Annotated in this window: 14 protein-coding genes and 1 pseudogene; 9 read left to right on the top strand and 6 right to left on the bottom strand. The window is 75.2% G+C overall.

What is annotated here, in order from left to right; all coding sequences use genetic code 11:
• Nucleotides 1–105: 105 nt before the first annotated feature.
• The 7 genes from ACY1JF_RS16330 (at nt 106) to ACY1JF_RS16300 (ending at nt 10,632) form a co-directional block, all read left to right on the top strand.
• Nucleotides 106–1,110, top strand: a complete 1,005-nt coding sequence (locus ACY1JF_RS16330; RefSeq protein WP_462705846.1) for a sugar ABC transporter substrate-binding protein — start codon at nt 106–108, stop codon at nt 1,108–1,110.
• Complete coding sequence (locus ACY1JF_RS16325; protein WP_462705845.1) at nt 1,107–2,147, top strand: ABC transporter permease; 1,041 nt, start codon at nt 1,107–1,109, stop codon at nt 2,145–2,147. The genes ACY1JF_RS16330 and ACY1JF_RS16325 overlap by 4 nt, the downstream gene beginning before the upstream one ends.
• On the top strand, nt 2,144–2,935 hold the full coding sequence (locus tag ACY1JF_RS16320) for an ATP-binding cassette domain-containing protein (RefSeq protein WP_462705844.1): 792 nt from the start codon (nt 2,144–2,146) through the stop codon (nt 2,933–2,935). Before ACY1JF_RS16325 ends, ACY1JF_RS16320 begins: the two co-directional genes overlap by 4 nt.
• Before the next feature lie 430 nt (nt 2,936–3,365).
• Nucleotides 3,366–4,514 carry an ROK family glucokinase gene (locus ACY1JF_RS16315; protein ID WP_462705843.1) on the top strand — a complete coding sequence of 383 codons (1,149 nt, stop codon included), beginning with the start codon at nt 3,366–3,368 and terminating at the stop codon, nt 4,512–4,514.
• Nucleotides 4,511–5,092: a sugar kinase gene (locus ACY1JF_RS16310; RefSeq protein WP_462705842.1), complete on the top strand. Its 582-nt coding sequence runs from the start codon at nt 4,511–4,513 to the stop codon at nt 5,090–5,092. The genes ACY1JF_RS16315 and ACY1JF_RS16310 overlap by 4 nt, the downstream gene beginning before the upstream one ends.
• A gap of 156 nt (nt 5,093–5,248) precedes the next feature.
• Complete coding sequence (locus tag ACY1JF_RS16305; protein ID WP_462705841.1) at nt 5,249–8,158, top strand: DEAD/DEAH box helicase; 2,910 nt, start codon at nt 5,249–5,251, stop codon at nt 8,156–8,158.
• The gene (locus ACY1JF_RS16300; RefSeq protein WP_462705840.1) at nt 8,155–10,632 is read left to right on the top strand and encodes an SWIM zinc finger family protein; all 2,478 of its coding nucleotides are present in this window, start codon (nt 8,155–8,157) and stop codon (nt 10,630–10,632) included. Before ACY1JF_RS16305 ends, ACY1JF_RS16300 begins: the two co-directional genes overlap by 4 nt.
• Before the next feature lie 187 nt (nt 10,633–10,819).
• Here ACY1JF_RS16300 and ACY1JF_RS16295 read toward each other — a convergent pair whose 3' ends face one another.
• The gene (locus ACY1JF_RS16295; RefSeq protein WP_462705839.1) at nt 10,820–12,040 is read right to left on the bottom strand and encodes an FAD-dependent monooxygenase; all 1,221 of its coding nucleotides are present in this window, start codon (nt 12,038–12,040) and stop codon (nt 10,820–10,822) included.
• A 38-nt stretch (nt 12,041–12,078) separates the two neighbouring features.
• A complete protein-coding gene (locus tag ACY1JF_RS16290) occupies nt 12,079–13,476 on the bottom strand; it encodes an MFS transporter (protein WP_462705838.1) in 1,398 nt (465 codons plus the stop codon).
• 120 nt (nt 13,477–13,596) lie between these two features.
• On the opposite strand from ACY1JF_RS16290, the gene ACY1JF_RS16285 reads away from it, so the two are divergent.
• Together ACY1JF_RS16285 and ACY1JF_RS16280 are read left to right on the top strand one after the other, a co-directional pair.
• The gene (locus ACY1JF_RS16285; protein ID WP_462705837.1) at nt 13,597–14,229 is read left to right on the top strand and encodes a TetR/AcrR family transcriptional regulator; all 633 of its coding nucleotides are present in this window, start codon (nt 13,597–13,599) and stop codon (nt 14,227–14,229) included.
• Nucleotides 14,230–14,472: 243 nt separating this feature from the next.
• Nucleotides 14,473–14,688 (top strand): annotated as a pseudogene (locus ACY1JF_RS16280) (zinc-binding dehydrogenase); the annotation flags it as partial.
• Between the two features lie 72 nt (nt 14,689–14,760).
• Here the strand turns inward: ACY1JF_RS16280 and ACY1JF_RS16275 are convergent.
• The 4 genes from ACY1JF_RS16275 to ACY1JF_RS16260 are packed head-to-tail and all read right to left on the bottom strand — an operon-like array spanning nt 14,761 to nt 19,616.
• Nucleotides 14,761–15,441 carry an ATP-binding cassette domain-containing protein gene (locus ACY1JF_RS16275; protein ID WP_462705836.1) on the bottom strand — a complete coding sequence of 227 codons (681 nt, stop codon included), beginning with the start codon at nt 15,439–15,441 and terminating at the stop codon, nt 14,761–14,763.
• Entirely contained in the window at nt 15,438–16,397 is a 960-nt protein-coding gene (locus ACY1JF_RS16270) for an ABC transporter ATP-binding protein (protein WP_462705835.1), read from the bottom strand. The genes ACY1JF_RS16275 and ACY1JF_RS16270 overlap by 4 nt, the downstream gene beginning before the upstream one ends.
• On the bottom strand, nt 16,366–18,132 hold the full coding sequence (locus ACY1JF_RS16265) for an ABC transporter permease subunit (RefSeq protein ID WP_462705834.1): 1,767 nt from the start codon (nt 18,130–18,132) through the stop codon (nt 16,366–16,368). The genes ACY1JF_RS16270 and ACY1JF_RS16265 overlap by 32 nt, the downstream gene beginning before the upstream one ends.
• Nucleotides 18,129–19,616 carry an ABC transporter substrate-binding protein gene (locus ACY1JF_RS16260; protein WP_462705833.1) on the bottom strand — a complete coding sequence of 496 codons (1,488 nt, stop codon included), beginning with the start codon at nt 19,614–19,616 and terminating at the stop codon, nt 18,129–18,131. Before ACY1JF_RS16260 ends, ACY1JF_RS16265 begins: the two co-directional genes overlap by 4 nt.
• Nucleotides 19,617–20,088 lie beyond the last annotated feature (472 nt).

The following is a 20,088-nucleotide window of genomic DNA, read 5'->3' as shown; positions in this document are numbered from 1 at the left end:
GTAGCACACCGCAGGACCAGTGCACCGCGAAGACCGCGGAACACGGCACACCGCAAGACCAGCACACCGCACGACCACAGAACACAGCAAGAAGGGCACCGCCTCGTGGCACGGTTTCGGACCTGGACAGGCATCGCGCTGGCAGGGGCACTGTCACTCTCCCTCGCCGGCTGCAGCAGCACCGGCGGCAAGCGCGCCGAGGACGCCCGCAAGGCCGCCGCGGCCCAGGGGAAGGCGGCGGTGGACACGCCCCGCTGGACCGTCGCGATGATCACCCACTCGGGTGACGGCGACACCTTCTGGGACATCGTCCAGAGCGGCGCCGAGCAGGCCGCCGTCAAGGACAACATCAACTTCCTGTACTCCCACGACGACGAGGCCCAGCAGCAGGCCCAGCTCGTCGACGCCGCCGTGGACAAGAAGGTCGACGGCATCATCGTCACCCTCGCCAAGCCGGACGCCATGAAGGCCGCCGTCGCCCGCGCGGTGAAGGCGGGCATCCCGGTGATCACGGTGAACTCCGGGTCGGCCGAGTCCAAGGAGTTCGGCGCGCTCACCCACATCGGACAGGACGAGACGATCGCCGGCGAGGCCGTCGGCGAGGAACTGAACGAGCGGGGCCGCAAGAGCGCCGTCTGCGTCCTGCACGAGCAGGGCAACGTCGGCCACGAGCAGCGCTGCGACGGCGTGGCGAAGACCTTCGACGGCAAGCTCCAGCGGCTCTACGTCACCGGCACCAGCATGCCGGACGTGCAGTCCGCCATCGAGGCCAAGCTCCAGACCGACAAGAGCGTGGACACCGTGGTCACGCTGGGCGCCCCGTACGCGGACACCGCCGTCAAGGCCAAGCAGGGCGCGAACAGCGACGCCGAGATCGACACCTTCGACCTGAACGCCAAGGTCGCGGCCGGTCTGAAGGACGGCAGCCTCGGCTTCGCCGTCGACCAGCAGCCCTACCTCCAGGGGTACGAGGCGGTCGACCTGCTGTGGCTCTACCGGTACAACGCCGACGTCCTCGGCGGCGGACAGCCGGTGCTCACCGGCCCGCAGATCATCACCGAGGACGACGCCGACGCGCTGGCGGACTACACGGAACGGGGCACCCGATGAGCGCCACCGGAGCCACAGCCTCCGACGAAAGGATTCTGCGGACCTCGCCGCTGCGGAAGCTGCTCGGCCGGCCCGAGCTGGGTTCGGTGGTCGGCGCGATCGCGGTCTTCCTCTTCTTCGCCTTCGCGGCCGACAGCTTCCTGCACGCCTCCAGCCTCAGCACGGTCCTGTACGCCTCCTCCACGATCGGCATCATGGCCGTACCCGTGGCGCTGCTGATGATCGGCGGGGAGTTCGACCTGTCGGCGGGCGTCATGGTGACCTCCTCCGCCCTGCTGTCCTCGATGTTCAGCTACCAGATGACCGCGAACGTCTGGGTCGGCGTCGGCGTCTCCCTGCTGGTCACCCTCGCCCTCGGCGCCTTCAACGGCTTCATGCTCAGCCGCACCAAGCTGCCCAGCTTCATCATCACGCTGGGCACCTACCTGATGCTGATCGGCATGAACCTCGGCTTCACCAAGCTGATCGACGGCACCGTCTCCACCAAGACCATCGCCGACATGGAGGGCTTCACCTCCGCCAAGGACGTCTTCGCCTCGACGCTCACCGTCGGCGGCGTCGGCTTCAAGGTCACCATCCTGTGGTGGCTGGCGCTGGTCGCGGTGGCGAGCTGGATCCTGCTGCGCACCCGCGCCGGCAACTGGATCTTCGCGGTCGGCGGCAACCAGGACGCGGCCCGCGCGGTCGGCGTCCCGGTGACGAAGACCAGGATCGGCCTCTACATGGGCGTCGCGTTCGGCGCCTGGATCTCCGGCCAGCACCTGCTCTTCTCGTACGACGTCGTGCAGTCCGGCGAGGGCGTCGGCAACGAGCTGATCTACATCATCGCGGCCGTCATCGGCGGCTGTCTGATCACCGGCGGCTACGGCAGCGCGGTCGGCTCGGCGGTCGGCGCGCTGATCTTCGGCATGACCAGCAAGGGCATCGTCTTCGCCGAGTGGAACCCCGACTGGTTCAGGTTCTTCCTCGGAGCGATGCTGCTCCTCGCGACCCTGCTCAACGCCTGGGTCCGCAAGCGCGCGGAGGCCACCAAGTGACGCGGACACCGAGTCGTACCCCCCTCGTCGAACTGTCGGACGTCAGCAAGCAGTACGGCAACGTCCGCGCCCTGGAGGGGGTGTCCCTGGCGGCGCACGCCGGTGAGATCACCTGCGTGCTCGGCGACAACGGCGCCGGCAAGTCCACCCTCATCAAGATCATCGCGGGTCTCCACCAGCACGACGGCGGCACCCTGGCCCTGGACGGCGAGGAGACCCGCCTCTCCTCCCCGCGCGAGGCGCTGGACCGGGGCATCGCCACCGTCTACCAGGACCTGGCCGTCGTCCCGCTGATGCCGGTGTGGCGCAACTTCTTCCTCGGCTCCGAGCCGCGCAAGGGCGTCGCCCCGTTCAAGCGCATGGACGTCGACCTCATGCGCCGCACCACGCGCGCGGAACTGCTCCGCATGGGCATCGACCTGCGCGACGTCGACCAGCCCATCGGCACCCTCTCCGGCGGCGAGCGCCAGTGCGTGGCGATCGCCCGCGCGGTGTACTTCGGCGCCAAGGTGCTGGTGCTGGACGAGCCGACCGCCGCGCTGGGCGTGAAGCAGTCGGGGGTGGTCCTGAAGTACGTGGCCGCGGCCCGGGACGAGGGCCTCGCCGTCGTCTTCATCACCCACAACCCGCACCACGCCTACCTGGTGGGCGACCGTTTCGTCCTCCTGAAGCGCGGCACGATGGTCGGCAACCACGCCCGCGACGAGATCACCCTGGACGAGCTGACCCGCCAGATGGCCGGCGGCAACGAACTGGACGACCTGCGCCACGAACTGCGCCGCCGCTAGACCCCGGCGACCGGAGGGCGGGGAAGCCCCGGGGGCGCGTGTTCGTGGACGGCGCGGCAGCGTTCCCGGGGGCGCGTGTTCGTGGACGGCGCGGCAGCGTTCCCGGGGACGCGTGTTCGTGGACGGCGCTGCGGCGTTCCCGGGGACGCGGGGAACGGCGTGCCCGGCCAGGACGCGACCGCACCCGACGACGATCGGTACGCCCCCGGTCCTTTCCCGTCCTTTCCCGCCGGAGCGCCGGCGTCCTTTCCCGCCCGGGCACCGGCGTCCTTTCCCACCGGGGTGCCGCAGGCGGACGGCACCGCCTCGCCCCCGGGGACAAGGCGAACCGCGCGATCGACCGCAAACCGCCCGCACCCGGCCGGCCCCCGCAGCCCCCTCACCCGCGCCGTTCGGCACCCGCCAGGGCCGTACGGCACAATCGCACCCGATGAGCACCTACCGCGACCTCACCGCCCCCATCGGCTCCCGCCGGGCCACCGTGCTGCGCACGGCCGGCACCAGGGAACGCCGCTCCCACCTCACGGCCCCCCGCGTGCCCACCGTGGGCATCGACATCGGCGGCACCAAGGTGATGGCGGGCGTCGTCGACGCGGACGGCACCATCCTGGAGAAGGTCCGCGCGGAGACCCCGGACAAGTCCAAGAGCCCCAAGGTCGTCGAGGACACCATCGTCGAACTGGTCCTGGACCTCTCCGACCGGCACGACGTGCACGCGGTCGGCATCGGCGCGGCCGGCTGGGTCGACGCCGACCGCAACCGCGTCCTGTTCGCCCCCCACCTGTCCTGGCGCAACGAACCCCTCCGGGACCGCCTCTCCGGCCGCCTGTCCGTGCCCGTCCTCGTGGACAACGACGCCAACACCGCCGCCTGGGCCGAGTGGCGCTTCGGCGCCGGCCGCGGTGAGGACCACCTCGTCATGATCACCCTCGGCACCGGCATCGGCGGCGCGATCCTGGAGGAGGGCCAGGTCAAGCGCGGCAAGTACGGCGTCGCCGGCGAGTTCGGACACATGCAGGTCGTCCCCGGCGGCCACCGCTGCCCGTGCGGCAACCGCGGCTGCTGGGAGCAGTACAGCTCGGGGAACGCCCTGGTCAGGGAGGCCCGTGAGCTGGCCGCCGCCGACTCACCGGTGGCGTACGGGATCATCGAGCACGTCAAGGGCAGCATCGGCGACATCACCGGCCCGATGATCACCGAGCTGGCCCGCGAGGGCGACGCCATGTGCGTCGAGCTGCTCCAGGACATCGGCCAGTGGCTCGGCGTCGGCATCGCCAACCTCGCCGCCGCCCTCGACCCGTCCTGCTTCGTGATCGGCGGCGGCGTCAGCGCCGCCGACGACCTGCTGATCGGCCCCGCCCGCGACGCGTTCAAGCGCCAGCTCACCGGCCGCGGCTACCGCCCCGAGGCCCGGATCGTCCGCGCCCAGCTCGGCCCCGAGGCCGGCATGGTCGGCGCCGCGGACCTGGCCCGCCTGGTCGCCCGCCGCTTCCGCCGCGCCAAGCGCCGCCGCGTGGAGCGCCACGAGCGCTACGAGCGCTACGCGCAGTCCCGCCGTACGGAACGGGAGGCGCTGTGACGGAACCCCTGCCGCTCCAGGACGGGCCCGCCGAGGAGCCCGGGACCCCGGCCGAGGACCGGCGGCACAGGATCCGCCGCCGGGCGCTCACCCTGCTCATCATCGTGCTGCTGATCGGCATCCCGGCCGGCTACCTGCTGATCTCCGCCGAACAGAGCCGCAGCAGCGGCCGGGACAAGGAGGAGAAGTACTCGGCGACCGGACTGACCGAGGCCTGGCCCTCCAAGCTCCAGCGCCGCCTCTACCAGGTCCCGGTCCCGCACCCCGCCGGCAAGGTCGCGTACTACGAGACCAACAACTGGAAGACGAGCCGCCTGTACGTGCAGTTCGAGACCACCGGCGCCGGACTGGACGCCTTCCTGGCGGGCGTCGGCGTCGACCGGAGCGACCTGAAGCGGGACGACATCTCCATCAGCGCCCGCGACCAGCGGGTCACCGGCTGGGACTTCTCGGCGCCGGGACAGTGGTGGGGCCTGGTCCACACCCAGAAGAACCCGGCACCGACCCAGGACGTCGTGGTGAACCTGGCCAACCCGGATCTCCCGATGGTGTACGTCGTCTCGCGCACCGTTCCCTGACCGGTCCTCGGCCGGTCCGGCCAGTCCTCCGTCGGTCCGACCAGTCATCGGCCGGTCCGGCCGGGGCCCGGCGGGCGTCCGGAGCCGATTGTCAGACCCCGCCCGTAGAGTCGTGGACAGTCGAACCGGCGAACGGGAGGGGAGGTGACAGGACGTATGACGGACACGCGCACGGCGGACACGCACCTGGCGGGTACGCACCCGGTGGGTACGGCGGCGGGTACGGGACCGGGGCCCGGTGCCGTACGGCTCGCCGCCGTCTTCCTGCCCGCCCCGCTGCCGCGCGAGGGACGCGTCGCCTTCTGGGACCCGGCCGACGACACCTCGCCCACCCCGCCCACCGAGCCCCCCGGGGCGGTCCCGCTCACCGTCGTCCGCCGCCACGGCACCCGCGTCCGCCGCCGGACCGTCCCCGCGGTGACCCTCCCCGTCGAGGAGGCCCTGCCCCTGCTGGTGCGCGCCCGGCACGACCCGGCCGCCCACCCCGCCACCGCCTGCTGGGGCGCCGCCGCCCTGCACGCCCTGCGGCTCGCCGCGCGGGGCCGGCTGCTGCCCGGCCTGACCGCCGACGGCCACGACGCCTGGCGGGCCGGCCCCCTGGACCCGGACGACATCGCCCACCTGAGGGCGATCGCCGCCGCCCTGCCGCCCGAGGGACACGCGGTCCCGCTGGACGGCCCGGGCCCGCTGCGGCTGCCCGAGCCGCGCGCGCTGATCCGCTCGTTCCTGGACGCCGTCACCGACACGCTGCCCCGCACCCCGGCCGCGCCGTACGCCCTGGGCCTGCCCTTCGCCGCCCGCCCCGCCCAGCGGCTGCCCGGCGCGCGGGACTGGGCCGCCGAGGTCGCCGCCGGCATGGACGCGGGGGTGCGGATCTCGCTCCGCCTGGACCTGTCGCCGTTCGACCTGTTCGACGCCTCGGGGCAGGGCGAGGGCAGGGGAGACGCGGAGAGCGGACGCGGGCGCGCGGCGGGTGCCGCGGTGGTCCAGGTGCACAGCCTCGCCGACCCCACCCTGGTGGCCGACGCCGCGGATCTGTGGTCGGGCGCGGCGGACCCCGCCTTCGGTCCGCGCGCCCGGGTCGACGCGGCCCTCGCGGTGCGGCGTGCCGCCCGGATCTGGCCGCCGCTGGACCGGCTCACCGAGCAGGACGTGCCCGGCGTGCTGGCCCTGTCCGAGGAGGAGCTGACCGACCTGCTCGGCATCGCGGCCACCCGGCTGGCCACCGCCGGCGTCGCCGTGCACTGGCCCCGTGACCTGGCCCAGGACCTCACCGCGTCGGCGGTGGTGCGGCCCGCGCCCGGTTCGGCGACCGACGGCACCGGCTTCTTCGAGAGCGGCGACCTGCTCCGTTTCAGCTGGCAGCTGGCGCTCGGCGGTGACCCGCTCACCGAGGCCGAGATGGACCGGCTCGCCGAGGCGCACCGCCCGGTGGTCCGCCTCCGCGACCGCTGGGTGCTGGTCGACCCGGCCCTGGTCCGCCGCGCCCGCGAACGCGACCTGGGCCTCCTCGACCCCGTCGACGCGCTGTCCGTGGCCCTCACCGGCAGCGCGGAGGTCGACGGGGAGACGGTGGAGGCGGTGCCGACCGGCGCCCTGGCGGCCCTGCGCGACCGGCTCACCGCCGGCCTCACCCCGGCCGAGCCGCCCCCGGGACTCGCCGCCACCCTCCGCGACTACCAGCTCAAGGGCCTGGCCTGGCTGGACCTGATGACCTCGCTCGGCCTCGGCGGCTGCCTCGCCGACGACATGGGCCTGGGCAAGACGGTCACCCTCATCGCCCTGCACCTCAAGCGGGCCCGCCCCGAGCCCACCCTCGTCGTCTGCCCCGCCTCCCTGCTCGGCAACTGGCAGCGGGAGATCACCCGGTTCGCCCCCGGCGTCCCCGTCCGCCGCTTCCACGGCCCCGACCGCACCCTGGACGGCCTGGACGGCGGCTTCGTCCTCACCACCTACGGCACCATGCGCTCGGCGGCGGCCACCCTGGCCGGCCTGCCCTGGGGCATGGTCGTCGCCGACGAGGCGCAGCACGTCAAGAACCCGTACTCGGCGACGGCTAAGGCCCTGCGCACCATCCCGGCCCCCGCCCGCGTCGCCCTCACCGGCACCCCGGTCGAGAACAACCTCTCCGAGCTGTGGGCCCTCCTCGACTGGACGACCCCCGGACTCCTCGGCCCCCTGAAGTCCTTCCGCGCCCGGCACGCCCGCGCGGTGGAGACCGGCGAGGACGAGGAGGCGGCGGCCCGGCTGGCCCGCCTGGTCCGCCCGTTCCTGCTGCGCCGCCGCAAGTCCGACCCCGGCATCGTCCCCGAGCTGCCGCCCAAGACCGAGACGGACCACCCGGTGCCGCTCACCCGGGAGCAGGCGGCGCTGTACGAGGCGGTGGTGCGCGAGTCGATGGCCGTCATCGAGGCGGCGGAGGGCATCGCCCGCCGGGGGCTGGTGCTGAAGCTGCTGGGCGCGCTGAAGCAGATCTGCGACCACCCCGCGCTGTACCTCAAGGAGGACCACCGGCAGCAGGGCGACACCGCCGCCGCCCGCTCCGGCAAGCTGGCCCTGCTCGACGAACTGCTGGACACGGTGCTCGCGGAGGACGGCTCGGCCCTGGTCTTCACCCAGTACGTCGGCATGGCCCGCCTCCTCACCTCCCACCTGACCGCCCGCGCGGTCCCCGTCGAGCTGCTGCACGGCGGCACACCGGTGCCGGAGCGCGAGCGGATGGTCGACCGCTTCCAGACCGGCGCCACCCCGGTCCTGGTGCTGTCCCTCAAGGCGGCGGGCACCGGCCTCAACCTCACCCGGGCCGGCCACGTCGTCCACTTCGACCGCTGGTGGAACCCGGCCGTCGAGGAACAGGCCACCGACCGTGCCTACCGCATCGGCCAGACCCAGCCGGTCCAGGTCCACCGCCTGGTCACCGAGGGCACGGTCGAGGACCGCATCGCGGAGATGCTCACCGCCAAGCGGGCACTGGCCGAGGCGATCCTCGGCTCCGGCGAGTCGGCCCTCACCGAACTGACCGACCGCGAGCTGTCCGACCTGGTGTCCCTGCGGAGGTCGCCATGACACCCCGTCCCGCCGACGAGGCCCGCCGCGCCCTGCGCGCGGCGCGGGAGCGGGCGGCGGATCCCGCGCGGGAACAACCGGCCCCGACGGCACCGGCACCGCCCCCCGCGGTGCCGGTGCCGGTGCCGGCCGACCCGGCCCAGAGACCGCCCGCCGGCGCTCCCCGCCCCGCCGACGCCGCCCGCGCGGCACTGCGCCGTGCGGTGTCCGCCGCGGGGCGCACCGCCCCCGCGCCGTCCGCCGACGGCGAAGCCGTGGCGCCGGACACACAGGGGAAACCGCGAGTCCGCCACGGGGAGCCGTCGGCCGACGCCGACGCGAGGGGAGGCGTCGGACCGGCCGCCCCAGCCGGGGACGGGACGGCGGCGTCGGCCGGCCGTGGAACGGACGAGGAGATGACGTCCGCCGGTTCCGCCTCAGACTTCGGCTCTGCCTCCGGTTACGGTTCCGTCTCCGACCTCGGCTCTGTCTCCGGTTCCGGTTACGGCTCTGGTTCCGCCTCCGACCTCGGCTCCGGTTCCGGTTACGGCTCTGGTTCCGACTCCGGTTCCGTCTCCGACCCTGACGCGGACGGGAGCGCGGGGCCGGTCGCCGCGGCCCGGGGCGCGCACGCGGCACCGCCCACCCCGGTCGCCGCCTCCGTCGCCACTCCCGGCGGCGACAGCACGCGGGCCCGTCCCGGGGACGGCGCGCGAGAAGCGCTGCGGGCCGCCCGCCAGGAGGCACGCCGGTCCCAGGTGCCGACGCCCGCACGCCGATCCGCTGCCGTCCGCCGCCCGGCCCGCCCCGAGACGGTCGCGGACACCCGCGCCCGTACCGTACGGGCCGCGCTGGCGAACGCCTTCCGCCCGCCCTTCGGCGACTCGGGCGACTTCGGCGACTCGGGCGACTTCGGCGACTCGGGCGGCTTCGACGACTCGGGCGACGTGAGCGACCTGGTGGACATGGGGGACTCCAGCGGCTCCGGTTACTCGGCTGCCTCCGATACCTCCGGTGCCTCCGATACCTCCGGTGCTTCCGGGGCTCCCAGCGCCTCCGATGTCCCCGGTGCCTCCGATGCCCCTGGTACCTCCGGTCCTCCCAGTGCCTCCGGTACCCCCGGCCTCTCCGATGCCCCCGCCCCCCTCGACGACACGCCCCCCGCCCCCGACCCCGGCCGGGCGCCGTCGGCCGCCGAACCGGCGTCCGCGTTCCCGCGCACCCCCCGTTCCATGGCCGCCCCGGGCCGGGACGGCGAGCTGCGCCGCACCTTCCCCGCGCTCCCGCCGGGACCGTCGGCCGGACAGGGGTTCGCCGGGACCTGGTGGGGCGACGCGTGGGTCACCGCGCTGGAGGAGGGCGCGCTGGACGCCGGACGGCTGGCGCGGGGACGCGGGTACGCCGAGCGGGGCCACGTCGACGCCATCACCGTCACGCCCGGACTCGTCCTCGCCTACGTCCAGGGCAGCCGCCCCCGTCCCTACCGTGTGCGGGTACGGCTGCGCACGCTGGACGACGCGGACTGGGGACGGTTCCTCGACGCCGTCGTCGAGCGGCCCGGACACGTCGCCGCCCTCCTCGACAAGGAGCTGCCCCCCTCCCTGGCCGACTGCGGCGTCCCCCTGCTGCCCGGCCCCGGGGACCTCGCCCCGCAGTGCGCCTGCCCCGACTCCGGCCACCCGTGCAAGCACGCCGCCGCCCTCTGCTACCAGACGGCACGGCTGCTCGACGCCGACCCGTTCGTCCTGCTCCTGCTGCGCGGCCGGGGCGAGCGGGAACTGCTCGACGCCCTGTCCCGGCTGAGCGCCGCCCGCGCGGCCCGCGCCGTCCAGGACAGGGAGCCGGAACCCCTGCCGGGGGTACGCGCCACCGAGGCCCTCGCCACCCGCGTACGCCCGCCCCTTCCGCCGCCGCTGCCCGCGCCCCCGCACCCGGAACAGCCGCCCGCCTACCCGGCGGCCCCCGGCGGACCCGACCCCTTCGCCCTGGACCAGCTGGCCACCGACGCCGCCGCCCGCGCCCACGCCCTGCTCACCACGGGGCGGGACCCGGTCGACGGGTTCACGCTGTGGCAGGACGCCGTGCGCCTGGCCGCCGCCCGTCCCGGTTCCGGCCTGACCGCCGCGACCCGCGCCCTCTACGCGTCCCTGGCCCGGGCGACCGGCCGGGACACGGCCGAGCTGGCGCGCGCGGTGGCCGCCTGGCGGCAGGGCGGCCCGGAGGGCCTCGGCGTCCTGGAGGAACCCTGGGACCCGCCGGCCGGACGCTTCGACCGGGCCCGGCCCCTGCTGCTCGCCGCCGGCCTGCCCGCCTTCCGCCCGTGGCGCAACCGCCTCACCCACCCCGGGGGCCACGTCCAGCTCCGCCTGGGCCGCACCGGCCTGTGGTACGCCTACGAGTCCGAGCCGGACCGCGACGACTGGTGGCCCCGAGGCACCCCGGACCTGGACCCGGTCGGCGCCCTGACCGGCCTCGGGACCCTCGAAGATCCCTGACCGTCGCGCTCCGTGCCCTGCGGCGAACCAGGGGGTCCGTCGCCACCGGCCGGCCCGACGCGGTGCGACCGGTCCGCTCGACACGGTGCCGGCCCCTCACGGCGGGTCGCCGTGACGGACCGTCCGGGCTCCCTCTCCCGGCGCCGTCAGGCGCGCGCGTGCGCGAAGCCACCGCGCGTGCGCGAAGTCACCCCGCAGGCGCGAACTCGGGCAGGGTGAGGGCCGAGTGGGCCGGTCGTTCCTGCCGGGAGGGCAGGGCGCCGAGACCGCGCAGCATGGCGTTGCGCCGCTCCAGGGACCGGGCAGTGGTGGGGAAGAGAGTGGCCTCGCCCGCGCCGACCTGGTCCTGGTTCGCGGTCACGAACCCTCGGGTGGTGTGTTCGTAGGCCGCGAAGCCCGCGGCGGCGTCCCGGCCGGCCAGGGAGCCGGCGAGCATGTACGCGCCGACGAGCGCGAGGCTGGTGCCCTGTCCGGTGAGGAACGAGGGCGCGTACGCGGCGTCGCCCACCAGCGCGACCCTGCCGCTGGACCAGCGGGGCATGCGGATCTGGCTGACCACGTCGATGAACACGTCGTCCGCGTCCCGCATGGCCGCGATCATGCCCGGGACCTCCCAGCCCGCGTCGGCGAAGACCGCGGTGACCAGGTCCCGTCGGGCCTGCGGGGCACGGATCGCGCCGAACGGCGGTTGCGGACGGGCGAAGTTCAAGAAGGCGTGCACCTCGTCGTCGTCCCCCACGGCGTAGAGCGCGGCGGCCCTGCCCGGGGTGTTCCACATCATGATCTCGCGGGAGAGGCCGAGGGTGTTGCGCATGGTGAACACGGCGAAGCAGTACCCGAGGTAGCGGTGGAACCGCTCCCCGGGGCCGAACAGGAGCCCCCGGGTGCGGGAGTGCAGCCCGTCCGCGCCGAAGACCATGTCGAACGTACGCCTGCCGCCCCCGCGGAAGGTGACGTCGACCCCGTGGCCGGACTGGTCGAGGGTGTCGACGAAGTCGTCGAACAGGAACTCCACGTCGTCCCGGACCGCCGCGTACAGGGCACCGGTCAGATCCCCGCGCCGCACCTCGACGTCCCGTCCCGCGACACCGCCGGCGACGTCCTGCGGGCTGACCGAGGCGACCGTGCCGCCGTCCCCGTCCAGGAAGGTCATCCGGCGCAGGCCGATGTGGGCGTCCCGCAGCCGTGGCAGCAACCCCATCCTGCGGACGACCTCCAGCGCGGTGCCGCGTACGTCGACGGGGTAACCGCCGTCGCGCGGTGCGCCGGCCTTCTCCACGACCGTGACCGCGTACCCGTGGCGGTTCAGCCAGAAGGCGAGGGCGCACCCCGCGACGCCGGCTCCCGATATCAGGACCTCGCGCCCGCGTGCGGTACGGATGTCCGTCGACGGGCGCGTGGCGGTCATGTCCTGTCCCTTTCGCGCCGTGCCTTGACTCATCCGTGTCATGCCTTGACTCCTTTGTTCATCGCGCGGACGGCGAGCAGGGACAGCGCGGTGACGGCTGCGGCGATGACGAAGCCGGTGGCGAAGGCCGATTCGGCCGGGTCGTCGGCTCCGGGGCGGGTCCCGGCGGTGAGGAAGGCGCCGCTGGCTTGGGCGCCCGCGGCCATGCCGATCACGCGGACCACCAGGACCAGGCCGGTGGCGGTGCCGGTGTCGCCGTGCTCGACGGAGGTGGCGGTCCTGACGACCATCGCCGTGACGCAGACACCGCCGGCCAGGGCGACCAGCGCCTTGCCGACGACGAGGTGCCAGACCTCGGTGTGCGCGAACGCCATGGCGACCAGCGTGGCCGTCATGACGCCGATCCCGGCGGCGACCGCGGTGCGCGCGCCGAACCGCCGCGCCACGACCCCGCCGAGCGGCCCGCTGGCCGCCCCCGCGACGGTGCCGGGCAGCAGGTACCGCCCGATGTCGGTGGAGCCGGCCCCGAAGCCGTACCCGTCGCCGGAGGCCGCGAACAGCTGCGGGACGAGGAACATCGACACCGACGTGCCCACGCAGACGGCGAACGTGATCGCGTACGAGCTCCAGACCGCGGGTTTCGCCACCAGGCGCAGATCGACCATCGGCGCGGGCGACCGGCGTTCGACGACGGTCCATCCGGCCACGAGCAGGGCCAGGAGCAGGACGAGGGCGCCCAGCAGGAGTGGCCGGCGGCCGAGTTCGGGGGCGGTCGCCAGCCCGAGCATGAGCGTCAGCAGGATGCCGCTCAGGAGGGCCAGACCGGGCCGGTCGATCCCGGCGTCCGGGCGGCCCGGCGGATCGTCCGGCATCAGCCGGTGGACGAGCAGGGTCGCCGCGACGATCGCGATCGTCGGTAACGCGAACATCCAGTGCCGGGACAGCCCTTCCGCGACGGGCCCGGCCAGCAGCGTGCCCAGCATGCCGCCGCCCACGAACAGTCCGCTGACCACGCCGATGGCCACCTGGGCCGCTCCGGCCGGGAGGTGCTTGCGGACCAGGATGAACGACAGCGGCATCGCGCCCACCATCGCGCCCTGCAGGACCTGGCCGAGCAGCAGCACCGGCAGGCTGGGCGCCAGTGACGACACCAGGCCGCCGGTCGCCACCACCGCCATCAGCCGGAGCATGACCCGTTTCCCGCCGTGGCGGTCACCGAGACTGCCCGCGACCGGTGTGACGAGGGCCCCGGTGAGGAGCATCGTGATGCTGAGCAACGCCCCTTGCGCGGGGCTCATCGACAGTTCGCGCTGCAGCAGCGGGAGCGTCGGTGCCACCACCGACTCCAGGGCCCCGGTGGCGGCTGCCAGCAGGCCCAGAGCCCAGACGGCGGCCCTCCCGACGCGGACCGGGGGAGCCAGGGTTGTCGTGGTCATGAACGTCCTTTCCCTCGTCGCCGGCCCGGCGCGGGCTCGGTGGCCGTCGGCTCGGGCACGGTGCGTCACCGTTCGACGGCTACACTACACGGTGTAGTGTAGAAGGGGTAGGGTGAGCCCATGCCGACCACGAAGACACTGCGTGAGGGGTCCGCGCGGAAGCGGGCCGCGATCCTCTCCGCCGCCCGGGAGCTGTTCCTCGCCAACGGCTTCGACCGGTCCAGCGTCGACGCGGTCGCGGCCCGGGCCGAGGTGTCCAAGCGGACGGTCTACGACTACTTCGGCGACAAGCAGGCCCTGCTGCGCGCGGTCGTCGACTCCGCCGGCCAGTCGCTGATCGGCACGATCCGGCGCATCCTCGACGACACCCTCACCGACCGCACCGAAGCCGCCGGTCTGGAGGACGTCCTGGTCGAGTTCTCGATGCGCATCTCGACCGACATGCTCGGCTCGGCGGAGTACGCGACGCTGCAACGGCTGGTCCGCACGGTCCCCGGCCCGCTGCCGGACCGGGGCGGGAACCCGATGGCCGACACCCCTGACGAGGCGCTCGCCGAGCGGTTCGCCGCCTTCGCCGAGGCCGGGCTGCTCGACGTTCCCGACGCCCGCCTCGCGGCCGACCAGTTCATCGCGCTGACCTTCGGAGTCGCGCTCAACAGGTTCGGCGCCGCCAACGCGGCGGAGGACCCCCGCGTGCGGCCGCTCATCGTCGAGGGAGTACGGACCTTCCTCCGGGCGTACCGGGCCGCGTAGGCCGGGCCGCGCGGGCCGGGCTCCGTGGCGGGGCGGCCTGCCCCGGCGCGCGGGGAACCGCCCGGCTGTCCACCACCGTTCGTGGACGTTCCGTTACGGCCGAGTGGTGTGGGTCTCCTTCTGCCGGCGGGTGGCGGGAGGTCTCGCGGATTTCCCGTGACCGGTTTCCGCGACCTGGCGACGGGGGCGACGGGGGTGATGGGGGCGGCCCGCGAGGCCGGATCCAGCGCTATTCCTCACGAGGTCGCCATCGCCGGCCTCGGCGTACCGGATCCCGAGGTCCGGTACGCCGGCGTGGCCGGGAGCGTGCCGGACGCGCTCGCCGAGGCCGCCGGCCTCACCGCGCGGGGCGGGCTGCGCATCCCGGTCGAGAAGTCCTCCCCGCTCGCCGAGGCCGCGGCGGCGCACGCCGACGGCCAGGCCGGCCCCGCGCGCGGACGCCGGGTCATCGCCGTCTGACCCGGCGTCCGGCGTCTCCCCGCGCCCACCCGCTGTGCCGCGGGGGGCCGGACCGGACGCCCGGTCCCGGCGTCAGGCGCGGACCGCCCGCCCCTCCCGCATCTGGATCACCCGGTCCGCGAAGTGCCGTACGACCGCCCGGTCATGGCAGATGAACAGGTACCCGAGGCCCAGTTCGTCCTGGAGGTCGGCGAGCAGGTTCAGCACCCCGGCCCGCACGGAGGCGTCGAGCGCCGACACCGGTTCGTCCAGGACGAGCAGCCGCGGCCCGGAGGCGAGGGCGCGGGCGATCCCGGCCCGCTGGCACTGGCCGCCGGAGAGCTCGTGCGGGCGCCGGTCCCCGCACGACGGGTCGAGGCCGACCCGGTCGAGCAGCTCGGCCACGCGGGCGGGACCGGCGGTCCGGTCCCACAGCCCGTGCAGCTTCAGCGGCTCGGCCACCGCGTCGCGGATGCGGTGGCGGGGGCTGAGGGAGCCGTACGGGTCCTGGAAGACGGGCTGCATGCGCGGGCGCAGCGGACGCAGTTCCCGTTCGGTCAGGGCCGTCAGCTCCCGCCCCTCGAAGCGGACCTGCCCGCCGTCGGGCCGGAGCAGGCGCAGCGCCGCCAGGGCGGTGGAGGACTTGCCGCAGCCCGAGGGACCGTCGAGGGCGAGGGTCTCACCGGCCTCCAGCGTGAACGAGAGGTGGTCCACGGCGGTCACCGGGCCGTAGCGGACGACCAGGTCGCGGACGTCCAGCAGGGAGCGGGTCACACGAACTCCCGGAGCGGGTCGGGCACGTCGGCGGCGCGGTGGCAGGCGACCAGCCGGCCGTCCACGGTGCGTTGTTCGGGTTCGTGGTCGTGGCACACGTCCGTCGCCAGCGGGCAGCGCGGCGCGAACGCGCAGCCCGGCCCGAGGGCGTCCGGCGCGGGCGGGGTGCCGGGCAGCGCCGGCAGCCGGCGGCGCCGGGGGCCGTCCTTGGGGAGCGAGGCCAGCAGGCCCGCGGTGTACGGGGCGCGCGGACGGTCCAGGACCTGCCGGACCGGCCCGGTCTCCACCGCGCGTCCCGCGTACATCACCAGCACGCGGTCCGCGTGGGCCCGTACGACCTCCAGGTCGTGGGTGACGAGGACCAGCGCGGCGCCGACCGCCTCCCGCTGCTCGGCCAGGACCCGCAGCACCTGCTCGCGGCGCTCCTCGTCCAGCGCGGTGGTCGGCTCGTCGGCGACCACGACGTCGGGCTCGTTGACCGTCGCCATGGCGATCACCGCGCGCTGCCGCATGCCGCCGGAGTACTCGTGCGGGTAGGCGCGGGCCCGGCGCGCGGCGTCCGGGATGCCGACCCGGTCCAGCGCCGCCACGGCCAGGGCGCGCGCCTCGCCGCGGGAGACCCGCCGCACCGACCGTACGGCGGCGGCGAGCTGGTCGCCCACGGGGTGGACGGGGGAGAGGGCCGCCAGGGCGTCCTGCGGGACGAGGGTGATCCGGCGCCCGCGCCCGGCGGCGGGGCCGGCACCGTCCCGCAGCCGCACGCTGCCGCCGGTGGTCGCACCGCGCGGCACCATCCCGAGCAGCGCCCGGGCGGTGAGCGACTTGCCCGCGCCCGACTCGCCGACCACGGCGAACACCTCACGCGGCCGGACCTCGAAGGACAGCCCGCGCACCACCTCCACCGGACCGAACGCGATCCGCAGGTCACGCACCGACAGCAGTGCCTCGGACGGCATGGGCGGTCTCCTTCCGTACAGTGCGGGCGGCCGTGCGCCGGGCGCCCCGGCCCCGCGCGTACGACGCCCCCGACACGGCCAGCCCGGCCAGCAGGGCCAGGGCGACGGCCGGGGACAGGGCGGCCCAGGGGGCGCGTTCGACGTAGGCCCGGGACTCGTCCAGGAGCAGGCCCCACTCGGGGGCGGGCGGCTGGGCCCCCAGGCCCAGGAAGCCCAGGGAGGCCAGGGCGAGGGCGATGCCGGGCAGCCGCAGCAGGGCGTGCCGGGCGACCGGGGCGGCGACGGACGGCAGCACGTGCCGGGTGAGGATCCACCACGGCGGTGCGCCGAGGGCGCGCTGGGCGGTCAGGAACGCCGACGCCCGCACCTCCTGCACCAGCGCCGCCGCGTGCGCCGCCAGCGGCGGCCAGGAGATCAGCGCGACGGCGAGGGCCGCGCCGCCGGTGCCGGGACCGGCCGCCGCCGCGACCAGGATGCCGACGATCACCGGCGGCAGGGCGTTGGCGATGTCCGCCGCGCCCGCCGCCACACCGGGCAGGAAGCCCAGCGCCAGCCCGGCCAGCAGGCTCAGCAGGCAGACGGCCGCCGCCGTGCCGACCGTCGAGGCGGCCCCGTGCCCGAGCCGGGCCAGCACGTCACGGCCGAGCCCGTCGGTGCCCAGCGGATACGCCCAGGAGGGCGCCGCCAGCCGGGCCGTGGTGTCCACCGCGTACGGGTCGCGCAGCAGACCCCAGCCGGTCACCGCCAGCAGCACGGCGGCGAGGAGGGCCGGCAGCGCCGGGTGCGCCCGGACCGGGCGGGCCGGCGGCAGCACCAGCCCGGCCTCGCGCAGGGCGGGCCCCAGCATCCGGCGCCGTACGAGGGCGGCCAGCGCGCCGGTGACCAGGCCCAGGGCGAGCAGGGCGAGGACCGAGCCCTGCAGCAGCGGCAGGTCCTGCGACTTGGCCGCGCCCAGCGCGGTGCGTCCGATGCCGGGCACGGCGAACACGGTCTCCACCGCGACCGCCCCGCCGGTCAGGCCGACGGCGACCATCCCGAACTGCGGCACCAGCGGCGGCAGTACGCGGCGCAGCGCGGCGGCCGAGACCCGGGCCCGGCTCACTCCCGCTCCCCGCCACAGCTCCACCCAGCGTTCGTCCAGCACGGCGGGGAGCGCGTCCGCCACCAGCCGGCCGAGCAGGCCGCCCGCGGGGACGCCGAGCGCGAGGGCGGGCAGCACCAGGTACGCGGGGCCCTGCCAGCCGGACGTCGGCAGCCACCCCAGCCACACCCCGCACACCAGCAGCGCCACGGTGGCCAGGAGGAACTCCGGCACGGCGGCGGCCATGGCGGCGAACGCCCCGCCCGAGCCCCGCCCCCGCACCAGTACGGGCGCCACCAGCGCCGTGGCCAGCAGCACCGCCACGGTCAGCGCGGCGGCCATCAGCCCCAGGGACACCTGGAGTCCGGAGACGACCGACGGCCAGATCTCCGTCCCCGACACCCACGAGGTGCCGAGGTCGCCGCGGACCAGCCCGCCCGCCCAGTCGCCGAGCAGGGCGAGCGGGCCGGCGTCCAGACCGAGGTCCCGGCGGATCGCGTCCAGGGCCTCCGCGGTCGGCTCCTGCTCGGCGGACCGGGCGCGCAGCACGGTCAGCGCCGGGTCCCGGCCCGACAGCCAGGGGAGCAGTCCGACGGCGGTGAGGACCGCGGCCAGGCAGCCGGCGCGGGTCACGCCCGCTGCGGACGGCCTCACTTGACGTGGGTGTCGAGCGTGACCAGCTCCCGCTCGCGCGGGTCGTGGGCCGCGCCGACCACGTCGGCCGCGTCGCCCTGGATCACGCGCTCGTGGAGCATCGGCACGGCCGCGTCGGTGGCGAGCACGGCGGCCTCGGCGTCGACGACGGCCCGGCGCCGCGCGTCACCGGTCGGCGTCGTGCCGGCCTTGCGCAGGGCCTTGTCCACGGCCGGGTCGGCGAGCTGGGGGATGTTGAAGGAGCCGTCGGAGGCGAAGTCGCTGTAGAGGTACGCGGCCGGGTCGCCGGAGTCCAGGACGGTGGCCCGGGAGAGGATGAAGGCGTCGAAGGCGCCCGCCAGGGCGTCGGACTCGATGTTGGCGTACTCGCGGACCTCCAGCTTCACCGTGAACCCGGCCTTCTGGAGCTGCTGTTGCAGCGCGGCGGCCACCTCGGGCAGTTCGGCCCGGTCGGTGAAGGTGCCGATGGTGACGGTCCGGCCGCCGGGGTCGCCCGCCTTCGCGCGGCGCACCGGCTCGCGCAGGTCCGCCGCCCACGGCAGCGCGGGTCCGAGCAGCCCCTCGGCGACGTCGGCCCGGCCCTCGTAGACGCCCTTCACGATCGACTCGGCGTCGATCGCCTCCCGGGCCGCCGCCCGCAGCGCGGGGTCCTTGAAGGCGCCCTTCTCCGTGTTGAGGTAGAGGGTGTTGGTGCGCGGCATCGGGACCTCGGTGATCAGCTCCTCGTCCAGCAGCGCGGCCTGCGAGACGGGCACGGCCTCGACGATGTCGGCCTCCCCGCTGCGCAGCGCGGCGGCGCGGGCGGTGCCGTCGGGCACGAACGTCACGTCGATGCCGGGGGCCTTGGCCGTGCCGCCCCAGTAGTCGTCGTAGCGGTCGAGGGCGGCCGAGGAGGTGCCGTCGACCTCGGTCAGCTCGAAGGGGCCGGTCCCGGTGCCGACCGGGTCGACCGTCGTGCCCCGGTATGCCTTCGCCGCGAGGATCGACAGCTGCGGGGAGCTGAGCCGCTGCGGGACCAGGGGGTCCGCCTCGGCGGTGGTGACGACCACGGTCCCGGTGCCCTTCGCCGCCACGGTCAGCTCGACGCCGTCGAGGATGCGGGGCTTGGGGGAGGCGGTGGCCGCCTTCGTGAGGGAGCGGACGACGGACTCGGCGGCCAGCTCGGTGCCGTCGTGGAAGGTGACGCCCTCGCGGAGGGTGAAGGTCCAGGACCGGCCGGACTGCTTCCAGCCGGTGGCCAGAGCCGGTTCGGCGTCACCGTCCGCGTCCAGTTTCACGAGCGTCTCCGCCGTCGACCAGCGGGACAGCTTGAACGCGTCGTCGGAGAGCGGGGACAGGCCCGAGCGCGGCGGCTGCATCATCGCGACGCGGACGCGCTCGCCGCCGCCGGTGCCGGTGGCCTCGGTGGCCGCGAAGCATCCGGTGAGCAGGGCGGAGGCGGCGACAGCCGCGGGGACGGGCAGGAAACGGGCAGGGACGCGCACGGGGTCACTCCGGGTAAAGAGCGGGTCAATGGTTGAGCGTGCGACGACCGTAGCATGATGACAATCATTTTCAGAGCCCTGGGCATGGGCGCCTGAGGAGGGAGAACGTGCCGGGGCGGGCCCGGCGCCCGGTGGCGGCGCGACGGGCCGGTCCCTGCCGGCGCGGGACGGAGCGGGACGGAGCGGCGTCTGCCGGACGACGGCCGGACGACGGCCGGCGGGCCGACGGACTCCGCGCCGCCCGCGGACGGCCGCGGACGGCCGCCCAGGAGCGCGCGGCCGCGTCCCGCCCCGGCGCATGGCGGATCTGGACGTGTGGTGGGCCCGGACGTGTGGTGGGCCCGGACGTGTGGTGGGCCCGGACGTGCGGTGGACGAGCACCTCCGGGCCGGCGCACGGGGGTCTCCACCCTCCGGCCGCGCCCGCTCACGAACTGCGGAAAGCACGGTGAGCCGCCACCCTGGGAGGAGGA

The sequence above is a fragment of the Streptomyces sp. SYSU D01066-1 genome (genome assembly GCF_054956795.1).
Note: the sequence above shows the minus strand (reverse complement) of the source record. Positions and strands in the feature narration are given on the sequence as shown.